This window comes from Streptomyces cyaneus (assembly GCF_004028635.1).
GTDB classification, from domain to species: domain Bacteria; phylum Actinomycetota; class Actinomycetes; order Streptomycetales; family Streptomycetaceae; genus Streptomyces; species Streptomyces cyaneus.
This window is the reverse complement of the sequence record NZ_RQJW01000003.1, coordinates 603,086-621,361: the sequence shown is the minus strand read 5'-3', so window position 1 is coordinate 621,361 and position 18,276 is coordinate 603,086. Positions and strand designations below refer to the sequence as shown.

The following is an 18,276-nucleotide window of genomic DNA, read 5'->3' as shown; positions in this document are numbered from 1 at the left end:
TCACGGGGGCCGGGCCCGGGCGCGTGCCATGCGGTGCGCGGGTCATGCGGTGCGCGTGTCATGCAACGCGTACAGCCCGCTGACCCGCGCACCGCGCAGGCGCTTGGCCTGCCGGGGCGAAGGAAGCGGCCGGTGGTGGCGGCGCCGGTGGTGGCTCGGCCGAGGCCGGCGCTCACTCCCACCACACAGCCGATCGCCCCCGCCGGCTCCACGCTGCCCGACCTGGCCGCGGATCTCTCGGCACGCCTGGTCCTGCTCGACCCATGGCAGGGGCTCGCCGCGATGGCCGAGCAGATCCGACGCCTCGCTGACACCGGACACGACCACGTCCGCATCGTCGACGTCGGCGGCGACATCCTCACGCACGGCGACGAGGACGCCCTGTGCAGCCCCCTGGTGGACGCGCTGGTCCTCGTCGCCTGCAGGATCGCCCAGGTGCCCGCCACCGTGTACGTCGCCGGTCCGGGAACCGATGGGGAGATCCCCCAGGACGACTCCTGGACCGCCTGAACGGCGACGCTCTCACCCCACACGCGCAGGACATCGCCGCCATCCGTACGGCCCTGTCCTGGCACCCCTCGGAAGCGTCCGCCCTGTTCGCGGCGGCCGTCGACGGTGTACGCGGACCGGTCCGTACGGTGAACCACCTCATCCCCCTCACGGACGAGTCCGCCCGCATCCACTCCACCGGCCTGGACGACGCCCTCGCCCACAACACCGTCGCGGCCCACCTGCTCGGCGTACTGCCGCCGACCTTGGAAGCCGCCGCCGACCTCTCGGCCGGGCTCACGCAGATCCATGAGCTCGACCCGGGAGCGCGTCGGGGCAGGGCAGCTGACGGCGGCTCCTCGGGGCGCCCTGCCCTGGAGCGCACAGGCCGCATGGGAGGCGATACATGACGCAGCGCAGGGCGCCCCACATGTCACCCTTCGCTTCGCCGCCCGCACGCTCGGACTGACCTGGCGTCAGATTCCTTCCCTCCGTGCTCTGTTGGGCGTCGAGGGGCCGGTGCTCGCCCTGGCCTGAAGCTGAGCTCGGGCGGGACGGTCGCGACCGCGTTCCCTGCCCGTGCTCCGAAACTCTCCCTCCCTCGATGTGACGTCCCCCATTGCGCCGCCGGGCCGACGCCGTGAGTCTCTCGTGGAACACACGTCCGAAGAATTGTTATCCCGGGCTCACCGATCGATCTCCCAGGTATCGGACAGCATCGTTCGGCGTCGAGGACAGGGAAGTTTTTGATGAGTACAGAGCGCACGAGGGAGTCGGCGGCACTGGTGATCGCTGCCCGAAACGGCGACCCGGAGGCTCAGGACGCCCTGGTCAGCGCGTACCTCCCGCTGGTCTACAACGTCGTGGGCCGGGCTCTGAACGGCTCGGTCGACGTCGACGACGTGGTGCAGGACACCATGCTCCGTGCCCTTGACGCGCTCGGTGGTCTCCGTGCCCCTGAGAGCTTCCGCTCCTGGCTCGTGGCCATCGCGATGAACCAGGTACGGGCGCACTGGCACGATCGGCAGTCGGCACCGGGCCCCGTCGAGGAGGCCCAGGACCTCGCGGACCCGGGCGCCGACTTCGTGGACCTGACCATCGTCCAGCTTCAGCTGTCCGGCCAGCGCCAGGAGACCGCACGGGCGACCCGCTGGCTGGAGCCCGACGACCGAGGGCTGTTGTCGTTGTGGTGGCTGGAGTGCGCCGGTGAGCTGACCCGGACCGAGGTCGCCGCGGCCCTGGAGCTGTCGCCGCAGCACGCGGCGGTGCGGGTGCAACGGATGAAGGCGCAGCTGGAGGCGGCCCGCGTGGTGGTGCGGGCGCTCGACGCACGGCCGCGATGCGAGGAACTGCGGGGCGTGCTGGCGTCCTGGGACGGCCGGCCTTCGGCGCTGTGGCGCAAGCGAATAGCCCGGCATGCCCGGGGTTGCGGGCATTGTTCTGGATTGTGGAGCGGGTTGATGCCCGCGGAGGGGCTGCTGGCGGGTCTGGCTCTGGTCGCCGCGGCGCCCGCCCTGTTGGAGAGCGTGCTCTCGGCCTCCGGCGGCGGGATGGCCATGGTCGGCTCGGCGTCCAGGCTGTCCGCGTCCGGCGGCCGTGGCGGATCGGGCCGGGGGGCCGGACACCGTGGCGGGCACGGCCGGGCCGCCTCCCGCACCGAGGCCCGTCGACGCCGGCGCATCCGCCGCAGGGCTGTCGGAGGCGCCGTAGTGGCGGCCTGCGTGGCGGGCGGCGGCCTGTGGTACTTCGACACGGATCCCGGGACGGGGAACGAGGAGGCGACCGCCGCGCGGACCGCCGGCGCTCCCTCCGTGGAACTCGCGGAACCCAGCCCCGTCGAGACTTCCCCGTCCGCCTCGAAGTCTCCGTCTCCGTCACCGTCCTCGTCGCCGTCGAAGAAGGCGAGCCCTTCCAAGTCCCCGCGCCCGACCAAGAAGAGCGTGCCGACTCCCCGGCCGTCCACGCGACCGGCGCGGAGCGCGTCCAGCACCCCACCGGCGCAGCCGACCCCGACGGGCGCCGTCGCGCAGGTGGTCGCCCTGGTGAACAAGGAGCGGGCGGACGCCGGCTGCGGTCCCCTCACGGAGGACCCGCAGCTGAACCAGGCCGCACTGGGCCACTCCGAGGACATGGACGCCCGCGACTTCTTCGACCACACCAACCCCGACGGCGCCGACCCCGGGCAGCGCATCACCGCCGCGGGCTACACCTGGTCCACGTACGGGGAGAACATCGCCCAGGGCCAGCAGACCCCTCAGGCGGTCATGGACTCCTGGATGAACAGCCCCGGCCATCGCGCCAACATCCTCAACTGCTCGTTCAAGGACATCGGCGTCGGCATCCACGATGGTGCGGGCGGCCCGTGGTGGACCCAGAACTTCGGCGCCAAGCAGTGAGGCCGGGCGCCGTGTGCGCGGCACCGGCGGTCACAGCATGACGTGCTTGACCTGCGTGTAGTCGAGCAGCCCGGTGACGACCGGCCCGAAGACCTCGCTCTGCACGATCTCGTCCTCGAGTTCATGCCGACCGACGTGGACGCCCTGAGCGCGCTCGACCGCGCGACCTGACGGTCACGCTCGACGCGGCGCCGGCCGCCATCCCCCTGATCCAGCGGTACAACCCGCGCGGGCGCTTCATCAGAGCCTGGGGCGCGCTGACCGATCCGAAGAACGCGGGCCGCGTCATCATCGACACGATGATGAACCTCGACCTGCTGGCATTCGCGAGCCGACAGACCGGCGACCCGAAGTACCTGGACATCGCCGTGGAGCACGCGAAGACCGCTCAGCGGGTGTTCCCGCGCCCCGACGGATCGACCCCGCACGTGTACGACTTCGACCCGGACAGCGGCGCGCCGATCGGCCCGAACACCGTGCAGGGGTACAGCCCCGCGTCGTGCTGGTCGCGCGGACAGGCGTGGGGACTGTACGGATTCACCACGATGTACCGGCGCACCGGAAACCCGCAGTTCCTGGCCACCGCACGCAAACTCGCGGACTTCGCGGTGGCGTCGCTGACCCCGGACCACGTTCCGGTGTGGGACTACCGTGCCCCGCAACAACCCCACGACATCAAGGATGCGTCAGCCGGCGCGATCATGGCCTGCGGCCTCCTCGACCTGGCCCAGGCCACTGGCAGGCCCGCCTACCGCGAGGTGGCGCTACGGCTGCTCACCGCACTGTCGGAGACCTGCCTGACGAAGACCTCGACCCGCGCCGAGGCGGTCGTGGCCCGCTGTACGCGCCACCGGCCGGCCGAGGACGGGATCGAGATCTCCCTTCCGTACGCCGACTACTACTTGCTGGAGGGCATCCTGCGTGTGCTGCAGCCGCAGGACGTCGACCGGGCGATCGACCTGTCCATGCCGTAGACCTCGGCAGGCAGGGGCTCGGTCTGTCACGACGGGCTCGTGTTGCTCTCCCCGCCGAACGCCCCCAGAATTCGCTCCGCCGCCAGCGTCGCCGTCAACTCGCCCTCCCTGACCTGCCGTTCGAGGTCGGGGGCCAGTGCCCGTACCGCGGTGTCGGCGTGCAGCCGGCCCAGCAGTTCGTCGCGGACCATGGTCCAGGTCCAGTCGACCTGCTGGTCCCGGCGCCGGGCGGCGAGCCGTCCGGTGGAGTCCAGCAGGGTGCGGTGCTGCTCCAGCCGCTCCCAGAGCACGTCGAGGCCGGCCGACTCCCGCGCGCTGCAACTGAGCACCGGCGGCGTCCAGAACGCGTCCTTGCCGTGCATCAGCCGCAGCGCGCCCGCCAGTTCGCGCGCGGCGGCGCGGGCGTCGCGCTCGTGCGGACCGTCCGCCTTGTTCACGGCGATCACGTCGGCCAGCTCCAGGACACCCTTCTTGATGCCCTGCAGCTGGTCGCCGGTGCGGGCCAGCGTGAGCAGCAGGAACGTGTCGACCATGTTGGCCACGGCCGTCTCCGACTGTCCCACGCCGACCGTCTCGACCAGTACCACGTCGTAACCGGCGGCCTCCATCACGACGATGGACTCACGCGTGGCCTTGGCGACCCCGCCGAGCGTTCCCGCGGTGGGGGAGGGCCGTACGAAGGCCGCCGGGTCGACGGCCAGCCGTTCCATGCGCGTCTTGTCGCCGAGGATCGAACCGCCCGTACGGCTCGACGACGGATCGACGGCCAGCACGGCCACCCGGTGCCCGAGCCCGGTCAGCATCGTGCCGAACGCGTCGATGAACGTCGACTTGCCCACGCCCGGCACTCCGCTGACGCCGATCCGCCGAGCCCTGCCGCTGTGCGGCAGCAGCTCGGTCAGCAACTCCTGTGCCAGGGCGCGGTGTTGCGGACGGGTCGACTCCACGAGCGTGATCGCGCGGGCCACGATCGCGCGCTTGCCGTCCAGCACGCCCTTCACATAGGTGTCAAGATCGATCACAGCTCATGCCCGAGGTCGGCCGACAGCCGCTTGACCAGGTCGTACGCCGCATCCGGGATCACCGTCCCCGGCGGGAACACGGCAGCCGCGCCCATCTCCAGGAGCGTGGGGACGTCCTGGGGCGGGATCACCCCGCCGACCACGATCATGATGTCCTCGCGGCCCTCCGCCGCCAGTTCCTCCCGCAGCGCCGGCACGAGCGTGAGGTGACCGGCGGCCAGTGAGGACACACCCACGATGTGCACGTCCGCCTCGACCGCCTGGCGGGCCACCTCGGCGGGCGTCTGGAACAGCGGGCCGACGTCCACGTCGAAGCCGAGGTCGGCGAAGGCGGTGGCGATCACCTTCTGGCCGCGGTCGTGGCCGTCCTGGCCCATCTTGGCGACCAGGATGCGCGGGCGGCGGCCCTCGGCGTCCGCGAAGGCGTCGACCAGGGTGCGGGTGCGGTCCACGTTCGGGGACTCGCCTGCTTCGTTGCGGTACACGCCGGAGATCGTACGGATCTGGCTCGCGTGCCGGCCGTACACCTTCTCCAGGGCGTCGGAGATCTCCCCGACCGTCGCCTTCGCGCGGGCCGCGTTCACCGCCAGCTCCAGCAGGTTGCCCTCGCCCCCGGCGGCCCGGGTGAGCGCGTCCAGCGAGTCCTGGCACGCCCGCTCGTCGCGCTCCTCGCGCAGCCGGCGCAGCTTCTCGATCTGCTGGGCGCGCACGGAGGAGTTGTCGACCTTGAGGACGTCGATCGCCTCGTCGTTCTCCACCCGGTACTTGTTGACGCCGATGACCGGCTGCCGCCCGGAGTCGATCCGGGCCTGGGTGCGGGCCGCGGCCTCCTCGATGCGCAGCTTGGGGATGCCGGCGTCGATGGCCTTGGCCATGCCGCCGGCGGCCTCGACCTCCTGGATGTGCTGCCAGGCCCGGCGCGCGAGGTCGTACGTCAGCTTCTCCACGTACGCGCTGCCGCCCCACGGGTCGATCACCCGGGTCGTGCCGGACTCCTGCTGGATCAGCAGCTGCGTGTTGCGGGCGATCCGCGCGGAGAAGTCGGTGGGCAGCGCGAGGGCCTCGTCGAGGGCGTTGGTGTGCAGCGACTGGGTGTGGCCCTGGGTCGCCGCCATCGCCTCGACGCAGGTGCGTGTGACGTTGTTGAACACGTCCTGCGCGGTGAGCGACCAGCCGGAGGTCTGCGAATGGGTGCGCAGGGAGAGGGACTTGCTGTTCTTCGGATCGAACTGCTTGACCAGCTTGGCCCACAGCAGACGGGCCGCGCGCAGCTTGGCGATCTCCATGAAGAAGTTCATGCCGATCGCCCAGAAGAAGGAGAGGCGAGGCGCGAACGCGTCCACGTCCAGGCCCGCTTCACGGCCCGCGCGGATGTACTCCACGCCGTCCGCGAGGGTGTACGCCAGCTCCAGGTCGGCCGTCGCGCCCGCCTCCTGGATGTGATACCCGGAGATGGAGATGGAGTTGTAGCGGGGCATCCGCTGCGAGGTGAAGGCGAAGATGTCGGAGATGATCCGCATCGACGGCTTCGGCGGATAGATGTAGGTGTTGCGGACCATGAACTCCTTGAGGATGTCGTTCTGGATGGTCCCGGCCAACTTCTCGGGCGGTACGCCCTGTTCCTCGGCGGCGACGATGTAGAGCGCCAGCACCGGCAGCACGGCGCCGTTCATCGTCATCGACACGGTCATCTTGTCCAGCGGGATGCCGTCGAAGAGCTGCCGCATGTCGTAGATCGAGTCGATCGCCACGCCCGCCATGCCGACATCACCGGTCACCCGCGGGTGGTCGCTGTCGTAGCCGCGGTGCGTGGGCAGGTCGAAGGCGACCGACAGGCCCTTCTGACCGGCCGCCAGATTGCGCCGGTAGAAGGCGTTGGACTCCTCGGCGGTGGAGAAGCCCGCGTACTGGCGAATCGTCCAGGGCTGGTTGACGTACATCGTCGGGTACGGGCCGCGCAGATACGGGGCCATGCCCGGGTACGTGCCCAGGAAGTCCAGGCCCTCCAGGTCCTGCCCGGTGTACAGCGGCTTGACCGTGATGCCCTCCGGGGTCTCCCAGAGCAGGTCGCCGCCGTCGGCGGCATTCTTCACGGCCGTACGCCACTCGTCGGGGCCGCCGTCGGCGGTCGGCACCCCGAGGTCGATCCCGGAGAAGTCGGGGACGGACATCACGACACTCCCATGCGGTCGAGGGCGGCGGTGAGCACGGCGACTGCGTCGCAGCCCGCGAAGACGTAAGCGTCGACACCGGAGTACTGTCCGGGGCGACCGGCGAGGAACACGTGCGAGGCGCCGGAGGCCTTGAGCTCTGCGGCCACGGTCTCCGCCTGCTCCTCGTAGAGCGCATCGCTGGAGCACAGGCAGACCTCGCGCGCCCCGCTGTCCGCGAAGGCGCCCTCGGTGACGGGCTCGATGCCGCCCGCCTGGAAGAGGTTGGCGGCGAAGGTGAGCCGGGCGGTGTGCGCGGCGGCCGGGCCCAGCGCGGCCAGATACACCCGCGGCCGGGATCCGGTCGCCGCGAGGTGGGCGTCGGAGCGGGCGCGCAGTGCCTCGAACGCTTCGTCGCGTCGCACCCGCGGCAGCCCGCCGGACGGCGGCTCGGGCGCGGGCTCGCGCACCACCGGCTTCTCGGCCAGGTGCGGGAACTCGCTGACGCCGGTGACGGGTTCGCGGCGCTTCGCGAGCTTCGCGCTGCGCACGGACCAGGTCTCGGCCAGCCGCTCGCCGACCATGCCCGAACGCAGTGCGGCGGCGTGACCGCCGGCCTTCTCGATGCTCTGGAAGAACTCCCAGCCCGCGTGGGCGAGTTCGTCGGTGAGCCGTTCCACGTACCAGGAGCCGCCGGCCGGGTCGATCACCCGGGACAGGTGCGACTCCTCGATGAGGATCGTGGAGGTGTTGCGGGCGATCCGGCGCGCGAACGCGTCCGGCAGGCCCAGCGCGTGGTCGAACGGCAGCACGGTCACCGCGTCGGCGCCGCCCACCCCGGCGGCGAGCGTGGCCACCGTCGCGCGCAGCATGTTCACCCACGGGTCGCGCGGCGTCATCATCACCGTGGAGGTGACGGCGTGCTGCACCTGCTGTCCCGGAGCCCCGCACACCTCGGCGACCCGCGCCCACAGCCGGCGGGCCGCGCGCAGCTTGGCCACGGTCAGGAACTGGTCGGCGGTCGCCGCGTACCGGAACTCCAGTTGGGCACACGCCTCAGCGACGCTCAGCCCGGCCCCGGTCAGCTCCCGCAGATACGCCACGCCGGTCGCCAGCGAGCAGCCCAGCTCCTGCGCGGCCGAACCGCCCGCCTCGTGGTACGGCAGCGCGTCCACGGTCAGCGCGCGCAGGCCCGGGTACGCGTCCGTGCACTGCCGGGCGAGCCGGATCACCTGCGCCATGTCGTACGACTGCCCGGTGCGGGCCTCGTGGCCCAGCGGATCGGCGCCCAGGTTGCCGCGCACCGCCTCAGGCGCCACGCCCCGCTCCTCGACGACGCGCAGCAACTCCCGTGCGGCGGGCTCCACTTCGGCGCCCGCTTCGAGGACCACCGGCGCCAGGTCGAGGTACACGCCGTCGAGCACCGAGGCGAGCGAGGAGACCGGGATGCCGAAGTCGCCGACGGCCAGCCACAGCGAGGTGACGCCGTTCTCCAGGTCGGTCAGGACGGCGCTGCCGTCGGCCGCCGCGTGTCGCTGGCGTACGTCCCAGCCGCCCGTGGTGTTGCCCTCGGGCCTGCCACCGCGTACGAACGGGGCGAAGCCGGGCAGGCCGGGGTCGGGCGCGGCGTCGCGCGCGGTGTACAGAGGGCGGGTGGTGAGCCCGTCCTCCAGCAGCGTGGACAGAGCGTCCTCCGCGGCGTCACCCGAGACTTCCTTGCCCGACTTGCGCAGGACGCCCTCGACGAGGTGCTGCCACTGCTCATGTGTCGCTTCCGGGAACTCGGCGGCCAGGGAGAGCCCGTCGTCAGGCAGGACCGTCATGCTCGGATGCTAGGTCAGATCGACAAAGGAGCAGCAGAGGGCACGGCTGTGACCTTGCCCTCCCCGTGCCTGTGATCGCGACCTCGCCGTGTTGCCCTTGAAGCTCCGCAGGTCACCTGCTACGGCAGCACGCGGCCCGTCGGCGAGGGCCGGATACCGCGGGGCAAGGGAGACGCCCGGGCGGGCCGTGCCCCGGCGCTGGGAACATGGTCCGACGTCGGCCCCGGGTCCGGAAGAGGTTCAGCGCCGCGATTTCCTGATGGCCGGTCACCGCCCAGGCTCGGTCGTCGAGGGCGGGCGGCATCATGGTTGTCGAGGGGGTTCTGGTGCCGTTCTGCGCGCCGAACTGGCGGATGCTCAGGCCCAGCCGAAACGCCGGTCCACGACTGCCGCGAACTCCTCCAGGGTGAGTACCTCGTCGCCGTTCTGGTCGGCGGCGTCGAACAGGGCGGAGGAGGCGTTCTCGTCTCCCACGGCCCAGACGGGCAGATCTCCCGAAGCGGCCAGGGACGGGCCCTTCGTCCGCAGGGCGATGATCACCTCTGCGCGGGTCAGGGTTCCGTTCGCGTCGAGGTCGAGCGCCTCGAACAGCTTGCGGGCCTTGTCGCTCATCGCGTCACCCTCGTTCCTGTCGTCAGCACGCGGGCCGGCCCCTCGCGTTCCCACACGAAAGACGCTTCCGCTCTCGTCCAGGTTGCCTCCTCCGGCAATCCCGCGGCCAGCCGCTTTTCGGTAGGGATCTGGCCGTCGGGTATCGCGTCGCGACCCCGTTCACCCCTCGGCCGGATCGAGACCCGCACGGTCGAGCAGTTCCTCGAGGAGCATGCGCTCGCCGGGGGTGTACGTGGCCGGCATGTCGTCCAGAATCGAACGGAGGGCCAGCACTCGGCGGCGTGCCTCACGCGCGCTGTCCGAAGCGCGGGGGAGGTCGTCGTCCGTGTCCGCGTCCGTCGTGATGGCCGCGATGACGGCCTCGCGCGTCTGGGCCGAAACTCCCAGGTCACGCTCTTCGGGCCGGAGCGCCAGAAGGGCGAAGGTGACCCCCATGCCTGCCCCGTGGACCATCTGAGCCGCCCGTTCGACGGGGACGGTCAGACGTCCCGCTCTGGCGACGCGCTCCAGGATCTCGCGCAGCAGACGATGCGCTTCCCTGGCGGCGTCGGACTCACCGCCCGGCTGTGGCTGCCCGTACATGAGCAGGTAGTGCGCTGGATTGTCGAGGCCGAACTCGATGTGCATGTCCCAGCCCGCGCGCAGGTCGTCGACGGGATCCGCGGACGGTGCCCGGGAGCTCTTCCGCGTCAGGTACCGGGTGAAGCCGTCGGCGGCGGTTGCCGCCAACAAGCCGTTCATGTCGCCGAAGAGGCGGTAGATGGTCGGCGGCTGGACGCCCGCCGCGGTGCTCACCGCGCGGGTGGTCACCGCGTCCCTGCCTTCTGCGACCAACAGGTCCGCGGCGGCCGCGACGAGTCTCTTCCTGAGGTCCGCTCGGGACTCTGCTCGATCTGCCACTCGATCTGCCATGAATCGATGATAACGAATTCTCGATATCGCTGGTTGCGTATCGATGGAATCGGTGTATCGTTATCGATGGAAACAGTGATGGCGGGTGGCGAGCCGTGAGGCCGCGGACATGGGGAGCACAGCATGAGCACCACACCGGAGCAGCGCGTCGCGATCGTCACCGGCGGCTCGCGCGGGATCGGCCGTGCGGTCGCCGAGCGGCTGGCGGCGGACGGCCAGATCGTGGCGGTCGTCTACGCGGGCAACAAGACGGAGGCCGACAACACGGTCGCCGCGATCCGCGAGGCCGGAGGCCGTGCCGCCGCTTATCAGGCGGACGTCGCTGACGAACAGGCGGTGGCGGCGGTGTTCGACAGTGTGATCGCCGAGTTCGGCGGCGTGGACGTCGTCGTCAACTCCGCGGGCATGATGGCGCTGGCTCCGCTGGCCTCCTTCGACCTCGACGTCCTGGACCGCATGCACCGCACCAACATCCGCGGCACCTTCGTCGTCAACCAGCAGGCGGCCCGCCATGTCCGCTCCGGCGGCGCCGTCATCAACCTGTCCACGTCCGTCACCAAGCTCGCACTGCCGACCTACGCCGCCTACGCGGCCAGCAAGGGCGCTGTCGACGCCATCAGCCTCGTCCTGGCGAAGGAACTGCGCGGACGGGACATCACCGTCAACGCGGTGGCCCCCGGCCCCACCGCCACGGCACTGTTCCTGGACGGCAAGGACGAGGAGACCATCGACACCATGGCGAAGATGAACCCGCTCGAGCGGCTCGGCACCCCCGAGGACATAGCCGAGGTCATCTCCCTCATCGCCGGCCGCGGCCGGTGGATCAACGGCCAGACCCTCTACGTCAACGGCGGCATGGTCGCCTGATCACCCGACCGCCCGACCCCCCGACCGCCTCGACGTCCTGTGTCGACACAGGACGCCAAGGAGGTTCAGCACCGGCGCGGGTCAGCCGAGCGAGCAGGCGGAGCTGTTGAGCGTGTAGGCCGTGGGCTTGGGGTTCGTGCTCCCCTTCGTGGCCGTGAAGCCAAGGGTGACCGAGCCCGCCGGGGCGATCGTCGCCGTGTACGACGCGGCGGCGACGCTCACCTCGGCGCCGCTCTGCGTCGCGGTGCCGCCCCACAGGTTGCTGATGCGCTGGCTGTCGGGGAAGGTCCAGCGCAGCGTCCAGCCGTTGATCGCCGAGCTGCCGGTGTTGCGGATGACGATCTCGCCCTGGAAGCCGCCGGGCCACTCGTTCGTCACCCGGTAGGCGACACCGCACGTTGCCGGTGCACCGCCGGAGGACGTGGTGACCGTCACCGTGCCGGAGCGCTGCGAGCGGTTGCCGGCCGCATCGCGGGCGTAGACGGCGAAGGTGTAGGAGGTAGCCGGGGCGAGGCCGGTGACGGTGGCGGAGGTGCCGGTCGTGGTGGTGGCCGCGGTCTCGGTCGTGCCGTTGACGCGGACCACGTCATAGCCTGTGACGCCGTTCGCGTCGGTGGCGGCGGTCCAGGTCAAGGCGACGGACGAGGACGTGACGGCGGAGGCGGTGGGCGTTCCGGGAGTGGTCGGGGGAGTGGTGTCACCGCCGCCGGCGGAGTAGATGGCGGCTTCCTCGGACGTGGCGGCGATGCCGTTCGCGCCGTTGAAGATCCGCTGGCCCCAGGAGCTGAGCCGCGCGGGGTCGAAGTCGATCGCCAGGTCGAGGATCGGGTCGGTGTTGCCGCTCCAGGACCAGGCCAGGTAACCGAGCCGGAGCTGCTGGGCGGCGGCCATCATGGTGTCCTCGTCCGGGTCGCCGTACTGGTCGGGCGGGCCTCCGAACTCGCCGATGAGGATGGGCAGTCGGGCGTTGACGAAGGCGTTCAGGTAGTCCGTGATCTCCTGCGCGGTGTCGTAGACGCTGTACATGTGGATCGAGAAGATCAGGTTGCCGGTGGGGTCGGCGTCGTACACGGACTGGGCGTTGGCGCGCATGACGCCCTGCCAGTCCTGGCCCCAGTTGGGCGCGTCCACCATGATCGTGTGGGCGAATCCGGCGTTGCGCAGCTTCTTGACGGCCGCGATCGTGGGCTCGGTCCAGCCGGCGGGATTGGTGTTGCCCCAGGGCTCGTTGCCGATGTTGATGATGACGTAGTTCTCCTGGCCGGTGAGCACGTCCTTCAGGCCGATCCAGTAGTCGGCCGCGTGGTCGAGGGTCCCGGCCGCGGCCTCCTCCCCGTAGCCGGTGGTGTCGTGCACCTCCAGCACGCAGATGAGCCGGTTGGCCTTGCACCGGGCGATGACACTTGCCACGTCCTCGGCGCTGTTCTTGGTCCAGCGGTGGCCGTCGGAGAGGACGACGCGGACGGTGTTGGCACCCAGCGCCTTGACGTCGGCCAGCGACTGCGTCTCGCCCGGGTACCAGGTGTGGGCGTGGTTGACGCCACGCATCACGAAGTCGTTCCCGGACGCCTCCAGCAGTCGGCCGTTCTGGATGTGCAGACCGGTGGCCGCTGCCTGGGCAGGCGTGGCGAAGGAGAGCAAGGGGACGAGCAGGCCCAGGAGCGCGGCTATGACGCCGGCCACTCGTGGGGCGATGCTGGTGCGGGATCTCATGGCGGGCTCCGAAAGGTGAGATGGGGTGACGGTGCGTCAGGATGACGCGGCGCGCGCCGTGCAAGTGACAGTCGCCGACGGGGTGCCGGCCGTTGCCGGGGCACTGGCGATGAAGCCGAAGCTCGCGCTGGTGCCGGGTGCCAACGTGCCGTTCCACGACGTGTTGGTGACGGTCGCGGTGCCGTCGGCGGCCGTGCCGAGGGTGCCGTTCCAGACCTGGGTGAGTCGGGCGCCGTCGACCGGTACGACCGTCGCGGTCCAGCCCGAGACGGCTGAGGCGGACGTGTTGGTCACTGTCACCTCACCCTGGTAGCCGCCCTGCCAGACGGAGACGGCACGGAAGGCCGCGGTGCAGGCGGGCGGGTCACCGGGATCACCAGGGTCACCGGGGTCTCCCGGATCCCCAGGATCTCCGGGACCCCCAGGGCTCGTGTCGAGGAGCGCCGCCAGGGCCGGGTGCCAGCGGGCGGCGATCTTCTCGTCGCCGGAGGCGCTGGGGTGCACGCCGTCATAGGTGTCGGTGGCCGTGTCGAACCCCGTCCACTGGTCGACCACGGTGACCGGGGAGCGGCTGGTGGACGTCGTCCGGGCCCATTCGGGGATCCGTGCGTTGAAGTCGACGACGCGTTGCGCGCAGCCCGTGCAACTGCTCGGGTTCATCGGAATGATCTGCGCGACCAGGATCCTCATGTCCGGGTTGGAGGCCCGCATCTGCTCCACCAGCTTGTTGTATGCGGCGAGGATGCGTTCGGGGGCGATGCTGCTCCACACGTCGTTCGTGCCGAAGTGCATGACAACGATGTCCGGCAGGGTGGCCGCCAGCCGGGCCGGCAGCAGGTTCTGGTCGGCCACGTTGGTGACCAACTCGCCGCCATGGCCCTCGTTGTCCCCGTCGTACGGCTGTCCGCAGCCCTGCGGGCCGAGGGTGCCGACAAAGTCGATGTCCGTGTATCCGGCGCTCTGCAGCCGGTTCCACAGCACCGCCCGCCAGCAGCCCGGCGAGCCGGTGATGGAGTCGCCCAGCGGCATGATGCGCACGGGCTCCGCGGCCTGAGCGGCAGCGGCCGGCGGTGCGAGGGTCACTCCGAGGGGCAGGAGCAGGGCGGCCAACAGGCCCAAGAGCGGCAGGAGTTGTAAGCATGATCGGCGGGCGTCGCGCATGGTGTTCCCTTCCCCGAGTCAGGTGGGAGCGCTCCCATGGGGACATGAAGCCACTGTTGTCATTGACGCGTCAAGGGGTGGGAAGTACGGCTGCGATGCTGTCCGTCGAGAGCCCCGACCGAGGAGGCGCCCATGCCCGAGCCGTCCGTCCTTGCCGCGCTGGTGTCCGCTCTGCGCGCTGGATCGATCGAAGTCGTCGACCTCACCTCACCCTTGTCGTCGTCGACACCCGTGATCCAACTGCCACCCGAGTTCGGGCAGACCGCCGTCTTCGAGCTGGCGGAGATCAGCAGGTACGACGACCGGGGCCCCGCCTGGTACTGGAACAACTTCCGCAGTGGGGAGCACACCGGCACTCACTTCGACGCCCCGAACCACTGGGTCACCGGCAAGGATCTCGCCGACGTGGCCTCGGTGCCGGCCCGCCGGCTCGTCGCGCCCGCTGCCGTGCTGGACTTCACCGCCGAGGTCGCCAAGAATCCCGACTTCCTGGTCGAGGTCGATCACGTGCAGGCTTGGGAAGCCGAGAACGGCCCCCTGCCCGAAGGCGGTTGGCTGCTGCTGCGCACCGGCTGGGCCGCCCGCGCACATTCCCAGGAGGCGTTCCTCAACGCCGACGAGAACGGCCCGCACACCCCCGGTCTGTCGGCGGAGTGCGCCCGCTGGGTCGCCGAGGAGGCGCCGGTGATCGGCCTCGGCGTCGAGACGGTGGGCACGGATGCCGGGCGCGCGTTGTCGTTCGACCCCGCGTTTCCCTGCCACTCCTACCTCATGGGCAGCGACAAGTACGGCCTGACGCAGTTGCAGAACCTCGCCGCACTGCCGCCGACCGGCTCCGTCGTCATCGCGGGACCGTTGCCCATCGTCACGGGCTCCGGGGCTCCCGCACGGGTCCTCGCCCTGGTGGAGCGCTCATGAACGTCGCGGAAGCGGTCGGCCGGGCGCTGTGCGCGGCCGGGGTCGGCCAGGTCTTCGGGGTGGTCGGCTCGGGCAACTTCCATGTGACGAACGCGATGATCGCGGCAGGGGCGCGGTTCGTCGCCGCACGCCATGAGGGCGGCGCGGCGACGATGGCCGACGCCTACGCCCGGACCAGCGGCACGGTCGCGGTGGTGAGCGTGCATCAGGGGCCGGGCCTGACGAACGCGATGACCGGAATCGCGGAGGCGGCCAAGAGCCGTACGCCGCTCGTCGTGCTCGCGGCCGAGGTGACCGAGCCCAGGTCCAACTTCTATGTCGACCAAGAGGCGTTGGCGCGCGCGGTGGGCGCCGTCACGGTCCGGGTCAGCTCGGCGGAGGAAGCGGTCGAGCAGGCGTGTGCGGCGGTTCAGCTCGCGGTGCGGGAGCGGCGTACCGTCCTGCTCAACCTCCCCCTGCCGGTGCAGGCCCTGGAGGTACCCGGCGGCGCCCTCGCGGCAGCGGCACCGCCTCAGCAACGGGCCGCGGTCGAGCCGGACCCGACCGACGTGACGGCCCTGGCCGAACTCCTCGGGCGGTCCCGACGGCCGCTCTTCGTGGCCGGCCGGGGCGCGCGGGGCCCCGGCAGCCGGGAGGCCCTGGAGGCGCTCGGCGAGCGCTACGGCGCGCTGCTGGCGACCTCGGCGGTCGCCCGCGGGCTCTTCCGAGGCAACCCATGGTCACTGGACGTCTCCGGCGGCTTCGCCTCGCCCTTGGCCGCCGAGCTGATCCAGGGCGCGGACCTGATCGTCGGCTGGGGCTGCGCCCTCAACATGTGGACGATGCGGCACGGCCGTCTGATCGGCGCCGACGCGACCGTCGTACAGGTCGACGACGAGTCGTCCGCACTCGGCGCGCACCGGCCGGTGCACCTCGGTGTCACCGGCGACGTCCGACTCACCGCGCGCGAGGTGGTCGAGGCGGGCGAGCGCGGGCAGCGGGAGGGCTACCGAACCAGGGAGGTCGGTGCGGCCCTCGGGGCACGCCTGCGCCGGCGTGACGTGCCGCACGAGGACACGAGCACGCGGGAGCGGATCGACCCGCGGACACTGACCGCCGCGCTCGACGACATCCTGCCCGCGGAGCGGGTGGTCGGCGTGGACTCCGGCAACTTCATGGGCTACCCGAGCGCGTACCTGTCGGTGCCGGACGAGAAGGGCTTCTGCTTCACGCAGGCGTTCCAGTCGATCGGGCTGGGGCTGGCGACCACGATCGGGGCGGCGCTGGCACAGCCGGACCGGCTGCCCGTGGCAGCGCTCGGGGACGGCGGTGCGCTGATGAGCGCCGTCGAGCTGGACACCGTCCGTCGGCTCGGGCTGCCCATGGTGGTCGTGGTGTACGACGACGAGGCCTACGGCGCCGAGGTGCACCACTTCGGACCCGACGGGCACCCGCTGGACACGGTCCGCTTCCCGCCGACGGACATCGCCGCCATCGGGCGGGGCTACGGCTTCGAGGCGGTGACCGTTCGGACGACCGCCGACCTGAAGGCCGTGGCGGACTGGGTCGCCGGCCCGCGATCCGCGCCGCTGCTCGTCGACGCCAAGGTGGTCGCCGATCACGGGTCCTGGTGGCTGGAGGAGGCGTTCCGCGGCCACTGAGCGGGGGAGAAGGCCGAACGCCGACCCGCCTGTCGGCACCGCATTGCCGGCAGACGGGTCAGCGACGGCTGGGCGGGATCAGACCGCCGGCGCCGGGAAGGTCGGGTACTCCACCCCGGAGACGTGCTGGACGACGCGGATGACCTGGCAGGAGTAGCCGAACTCGTTGTCGTACCAGAGGTAGAGGATCGCGTTGTCGCCCTCGACCTTGAGCGCGCCCGCGTCCACGATCGAGGCGTGCCGCGAACCGATGAAGTCGCTGGAGACCGCGTCGGGGGCCGTGATGAAGTCGATCTGGCGCCGCAGCGGCGAGGTCAGCGACACGTCGCGCAGGTAGTCGAGGACCTCCTGGCGGTCGGTCGCACGCGCGAGCTGGAGGTTGAGGATCGCGATCGAGACGTCCGGTACCGGGACGCGGATCGAGCTGCCGGTGATCTTCGCCTTGAGGTCGGGCAGCGCCTTGGCGACGGCCGAGGCGGCGCCGGTCTCGGTGATGACCATGTTCAGCGGCGCGCTGCGGCCGCGGCGCTCGGACTTGTGGTAGTTGTCCAGCAGGTTCTGGTCGTTGGTGAACGAGTGGACGGTCTCCACATGGCCGCGCAGCACACCGAACTCGTCCTCCATCGCCTTCAGCGGGGGGACTATGGCGTTGGTGGTGCAGGAGGCGCAGGACAGGATCTGCTCGTCCGGCTTGATCGTGTCGTGGTTGACGCCGTGCACGATGTTGGGGACGTCGCCCTTGCCCGGCGCGGTCAGGACGACCTTGTCGATGCCGGGGCGCAGGTGCTTGGACAGGCCCTCGCGGTCGCGCCACTTGCCCGTATTGTCGATCAGGATGGCGTTCTTGATGCCGTACGCCGTGTAGTCGACCTCGCTCGGGTCGTTGGCGTAGATCACCTTGATCTCGTTGCCGTTGGCGATGATCGTGCTGTTCGCCTCGTCGACGGTGATCGTGCCCTGGAACTGGCCGTGGATGGAGTCACGGCGCAGCAGCGAGGCCCGCTTGACGATGTCCTGGTCGCCACCGCCACGGACGACGATGGCGCGCAGCCGCAGGCCGTTGCCCGAGCCGGACTTCTCGATGAGCAGCCGGGCGACCAGGCGGCCGATGCGGCCGAAGCCGTAGAGGACGGCGTCGCGCCCCTCGCCGCGCTCGATCTTGTTGGCGCCGGTGGCACCGGCGACGGCCTCGGCGGTGAACGCCTCCACCGACAGACCGCGGTCGTCGGACTTGTACGTCGCGGCCAGCATGCCGATGTCGATCTGGGACGGACCGAGGTCGAGCGCGGCGAGCGCCTGCAGGAAGGGCAGGGTCTCGGTGACCGAGAGCTCCTCACCGGCGATCTGCCGGGCGAACCGGTGCGTCTTCAGGATGCTGACCACCGACTTGTTCACCAAGGAGCGGCTGTGCAGCAGGACGGTGACGTCCCGCTCGCGGTGCAGCTTCCCGATGATCGGGATCATCGACTCCGCGATCTCCTCGCGGTTCTTCCAGTTGGTGAACGAGTCGTCGTTGACAGTCACGGGCGCCTATCTTTCGAGCTAGGTAGCGCTCATATGCTAACCACCCGGTGCGACGGTCGTTCAAAGGGGGGTCTG

16 protein-coding genes are annotated in these 18,276 nt (G+C 70.8%); 8 read left to right on the top strand and 8 right to left on the bottom strand.

The genetic code is table 11. From position 1 onward, the window contains the following. Positions 1–60 precede the first annotated feature (60 nt). The 5 genes from EHO50_RS45610 (at position 61) to EHO50_RS11785 (ending at position 3,859) form a co-directional block, all read left to right on the top strand. Positions 61–510, top strand: a complete 450-nt coding sequence (locus EHO50_RS45610) for a DUF1152 domain-containing protein (protein ID WP_128429853.1) — start codon at positions 61–63, stop codon at positions 508–510. A 128-nt stretch (positions 511–638) separates the two neighbouring features. After that, positions 639–899 (top strand): hypothetical protein, encoded by a 261-nt coding sequence (locus EHO50_RS45815; RefSeq protein WP_167517972.1) that lies wholly within the window; start codon positions 639–641, stop codon positions 897–899. Between the two features lie 339 nt (positions 900–1,238). Beyond that, positions 1,239–2,885 (top strand): sigma-70 family RNA polymerase sigma factor, encoded by a 1,647-nt coding sequence (locus EHO50_RS11790; RefSeq protein ID WP_128429851.1) that lies wholly within the window; start codon positions 1,239–1,241, stop codon positions 2,883–2,885. 42 nt (positions 2,886–2,927) lie between these two features. Beyond that, entirely contained in the window at positions 2,928–3,056 is a 129-nt protein-coding gene (locus EHO50_RS45600) for a hypothetical protein (protein WP_281288186.1), read from the top strand. Positions 3,057–3,184: 128 nt separating this feature from the next. Next, a complete protein-coding gene (locus EHO50_RS11785; RefSeq protein ID WP_246101112.1) occupies positions 3,185–3,859 on the top strand; it encodes a glycoside hydrolase family 88 protein in 675 nt (224 codons plus the stop codon). Between the two features lie 26 nt (positions 3,860–3,885). On the opposite strand, the gene meaB is transcribed toward EHO50_RS11785, so the two are convergent. From meaB to EHO50_RS11760, 5 genes are all read right to left on the bottom strand, one after another. Then, positions 3,886–4,881 (bottom strand): methylmalonyl Co-A mutase-associated GTPase MeaB, encoded by a 996-nt coding sequence (gene meaB / locus EHO50_RS11780; protein ID WP_128429850.1) that lies wholly within the window; start codon positions 4,879–4,881, stop codon positions 3,886–3,888. Beyond that, a complete protein-coding gene (scpA, locus tag EHO50_RS11775) occupies positions 4,878–7,052 on the bottom strand; it encodes a methylmalonyl-CoA mutase (RefSeq protein ID WP_128429849.1) in 2,175 nt (724 codons plus the stop codon). Before scpA ends, meaB begins: the two co-directional genes overlap by 4 nt. Continuing rightward, positions 7,052–8,854 carry a methylmalonyl-CoA mutase subunit beta gene (locus EHO50_RS11770; protein WP_128429848.1) on the bottom strand — a complete coding sequence of 601 codons (1,803 nt, stop codon included), beginning with the start codon at positions 8,852–8,854 and terminating at the stop codon, positions 7,052–7,054. Before EHO50_RS11770 ends, scpA begins: the two co-directional genes overlap by 1 nt. A 357-nt stretch (positions 8,855–9,211) precedes the next feature. Then, the gene (locus EHO50_RS11765) at positions 9,212–9,466 is read right to left on the bottom strand and encodes an EF-hand domain-containing protein (protein WP_128429847.1); all 255 of its coding nucleotides are present in this window, start codon (positions 9,464–9,466) and stop codon (positions 9,212–9,214) included. A 159-nt stretch (positions 9,467–9,625) separates the two neighbouring features. Continuing rightward, complete coding sequence (locus EHO50_RS11760; protein WP_128429846.1) at positions 9,626–10,378, bottom strand: TetR/AcrR family transcriptional regulator; 753 nt, start codon at positions 10,376–10,378, stop codon at positions 9,626–9,628. Positions 10,379–10,501: 123 nt separating this feature from the next. Here EHO50_RS11760 and EHO50_RS11755 point away from each other — a divergent pair, with 123 nt between their 5' ends. Next, complete coding sequence (locus EHO50_RS11755) at positions 10,502–11,245, top strand: SDR family oxidoreductase (protein ID WP_128429845.1); 744 nt, start codon at positions 10,502–10,504, stop codon at positions 11,243–11,245. 81 nt (positions 11,246–11,326) lie between these two features. Here the strand turns inward: EHO50_RS11755 and EHO50_RS11750 are convergent, their stop codons facing one another. Both EHO50_RS11750 and EHO50_RS11745 read right to left on the bottom strand, forming a co-directional pair. Further along, complete coding sequence (locus EHO50_RS11750) at positions 11,327–12,958, bottom strand: cellulase family glycosylhydrolase (RefSeq protein ID WP_128429844.1); 1,632 nt, start codon at positions 12,956–12,958, stop codon at positions 11,327–11,329. A 36-nt stretch (positions 12,959–12,994) separates the two neighbouring features. Beyond that, a complete protein-coding gene (locus tag EHO50_RS11745) occupies positions 12,995–14,119 on the bottom strand; it encodes a GDSL-type esterase/lipase family protein (RefSeq protein ID WP_128429843.1) in 1,125 nt (374 codons plus the stop codon). Between the two features lie 132 nt (positions 14,120–14,251). Between EHO50_RS11745 and EHO50_RS11740 the strand changes: the two genes are divergently transcribed. Then, on the top strand, positions 14,252–15,037 hold the full coding sequence (locus tag EHO50_RS11740; RefSeq protein ID WP_128429842.1) for a cyclase family protein: 786 nt from the start codon (positions 14,252–14,254) through the stop codon (positions 15,035–15,037). Then, entirely contained in the window at positions 15,034–16,677 is a 1,644-nt protein-coding gene (locus EHO50_RS11735) for a thiamine pyrophosphate-binding protein (RefSeq protein WP_128429841.1), read from the top strand. The genes EHO50_RS11740 and EHO50_RS11735 overlap by 4 nt, the downstream gene beginning before the upstream one ends. A 78-nt stretch (positions 16,678–16,755) precedes the next feature. Here EHO50_RS11735 and EHO50_RS11730 read toward each other — a convergent pair whose 3' ends face one another. Beyond that, positions 16,756–18,201, bottom strand: a complete 1,446-nt coding sequence (locus EHO50_RS11730; protein ID WP_128429840.1) for a glyceraldehyde-3-phosphate dehydrogenase — start codon at positions 18,199–18,201, stop codon at positions 16,756–16,758. Positions 18,202–18,276 lie beyond the last annotated feature (75 nt).

Excerpts from the sequence above, each read along its gene's own strand:
- EHO50_RS45610 (WP_128429853.1), top strand. The coding sequence starts at position 61 with ATGCAACGCGTACAGCCCGCTGACCCGCGCACCGCGCAGGCGCTTGGC.
- EHO50_RS11790 (WP_128429851.1), top strand. The coding sequence starts at position 1,239 with ATGAGTACAGAGCGCACGAGGGAGTCGGCGGCACTGGTGATCGCTGCC.
- EHO50_RS11785 (WP_246101112.1), top strand. The coding sequence starts at position 3,185 with ATGATGAACCTCGACCTGCTGGCATTCGCGAGCCGACAGACCGGCGAC.
- scpA (WP_128429849.1), bottom strand. The coding sequence starts at position 7,052 with ATGTCCGTCCCCGACTTCTCCGGGATCGACCTCGGGGTGCCGACCGCC.
- EHO50_RS11770 (WP_128429848.1), bottom strand. The coding sequence starts at position 8,854 with ATGACGGTCCTGCCTGACGACGGGCTCTCCCTGGCCGCCGAGTTCCCG.
- EHO50_RS11765 (WP_128429847.1), bottom strand. The coding sequence starts at position 9,466 with ATGAGCGACAAGGCCCGCAAGCTGTTCGAGGCGCTCGACCTCGACGCG.
- EHO50_RS11760 (WP_128429846.1), bottom strand. The coding sequence starts at position 10,378 with ATGGCAGATCGAGTGGCAGATCGAGCAGAGTCCCGAGCGGACCTCAGG.
- EHO50_RS11755 (WP_128429845.1), top strand. The coding sequence starts at position 10,502 with ATGAGCACCACACCGGAGCAGCGCGTCGCGATCGTCACCGGCGGCTCG.
- EHO50_RS11750 (WP_128429844.1), bottom strand. The coding sequence starts at position 12,958 with ATGAGATCCCGCACCAGCATCGCCCCACGAGTGGCCGGCGTCATAGCC.
- EHO50_RS11745 (WP_128429843.1), bottom strand. The coding sequence starts at position 14,119 with ATGCGCGACGCCCGCCGATCATGCTTACAACTCCTGCCGCTCTTGGGC.
- EHO50_RS11740 (WP_128429842.1), top strand. The coding sequence starts at position 14,252 with ATGCCCGAGCCGTCCGTCCTTGCCGCGCTGGTGTCCGCTCTGCGCGCT.
- EHO50_RS11735 (WP_128429841.1), top strand. The coding sequence starts at position 15,034 with ATGAACGTCGCGGAAGCGGTCGGCCGGGCGCTGTGCGCGGCCGGGGTC.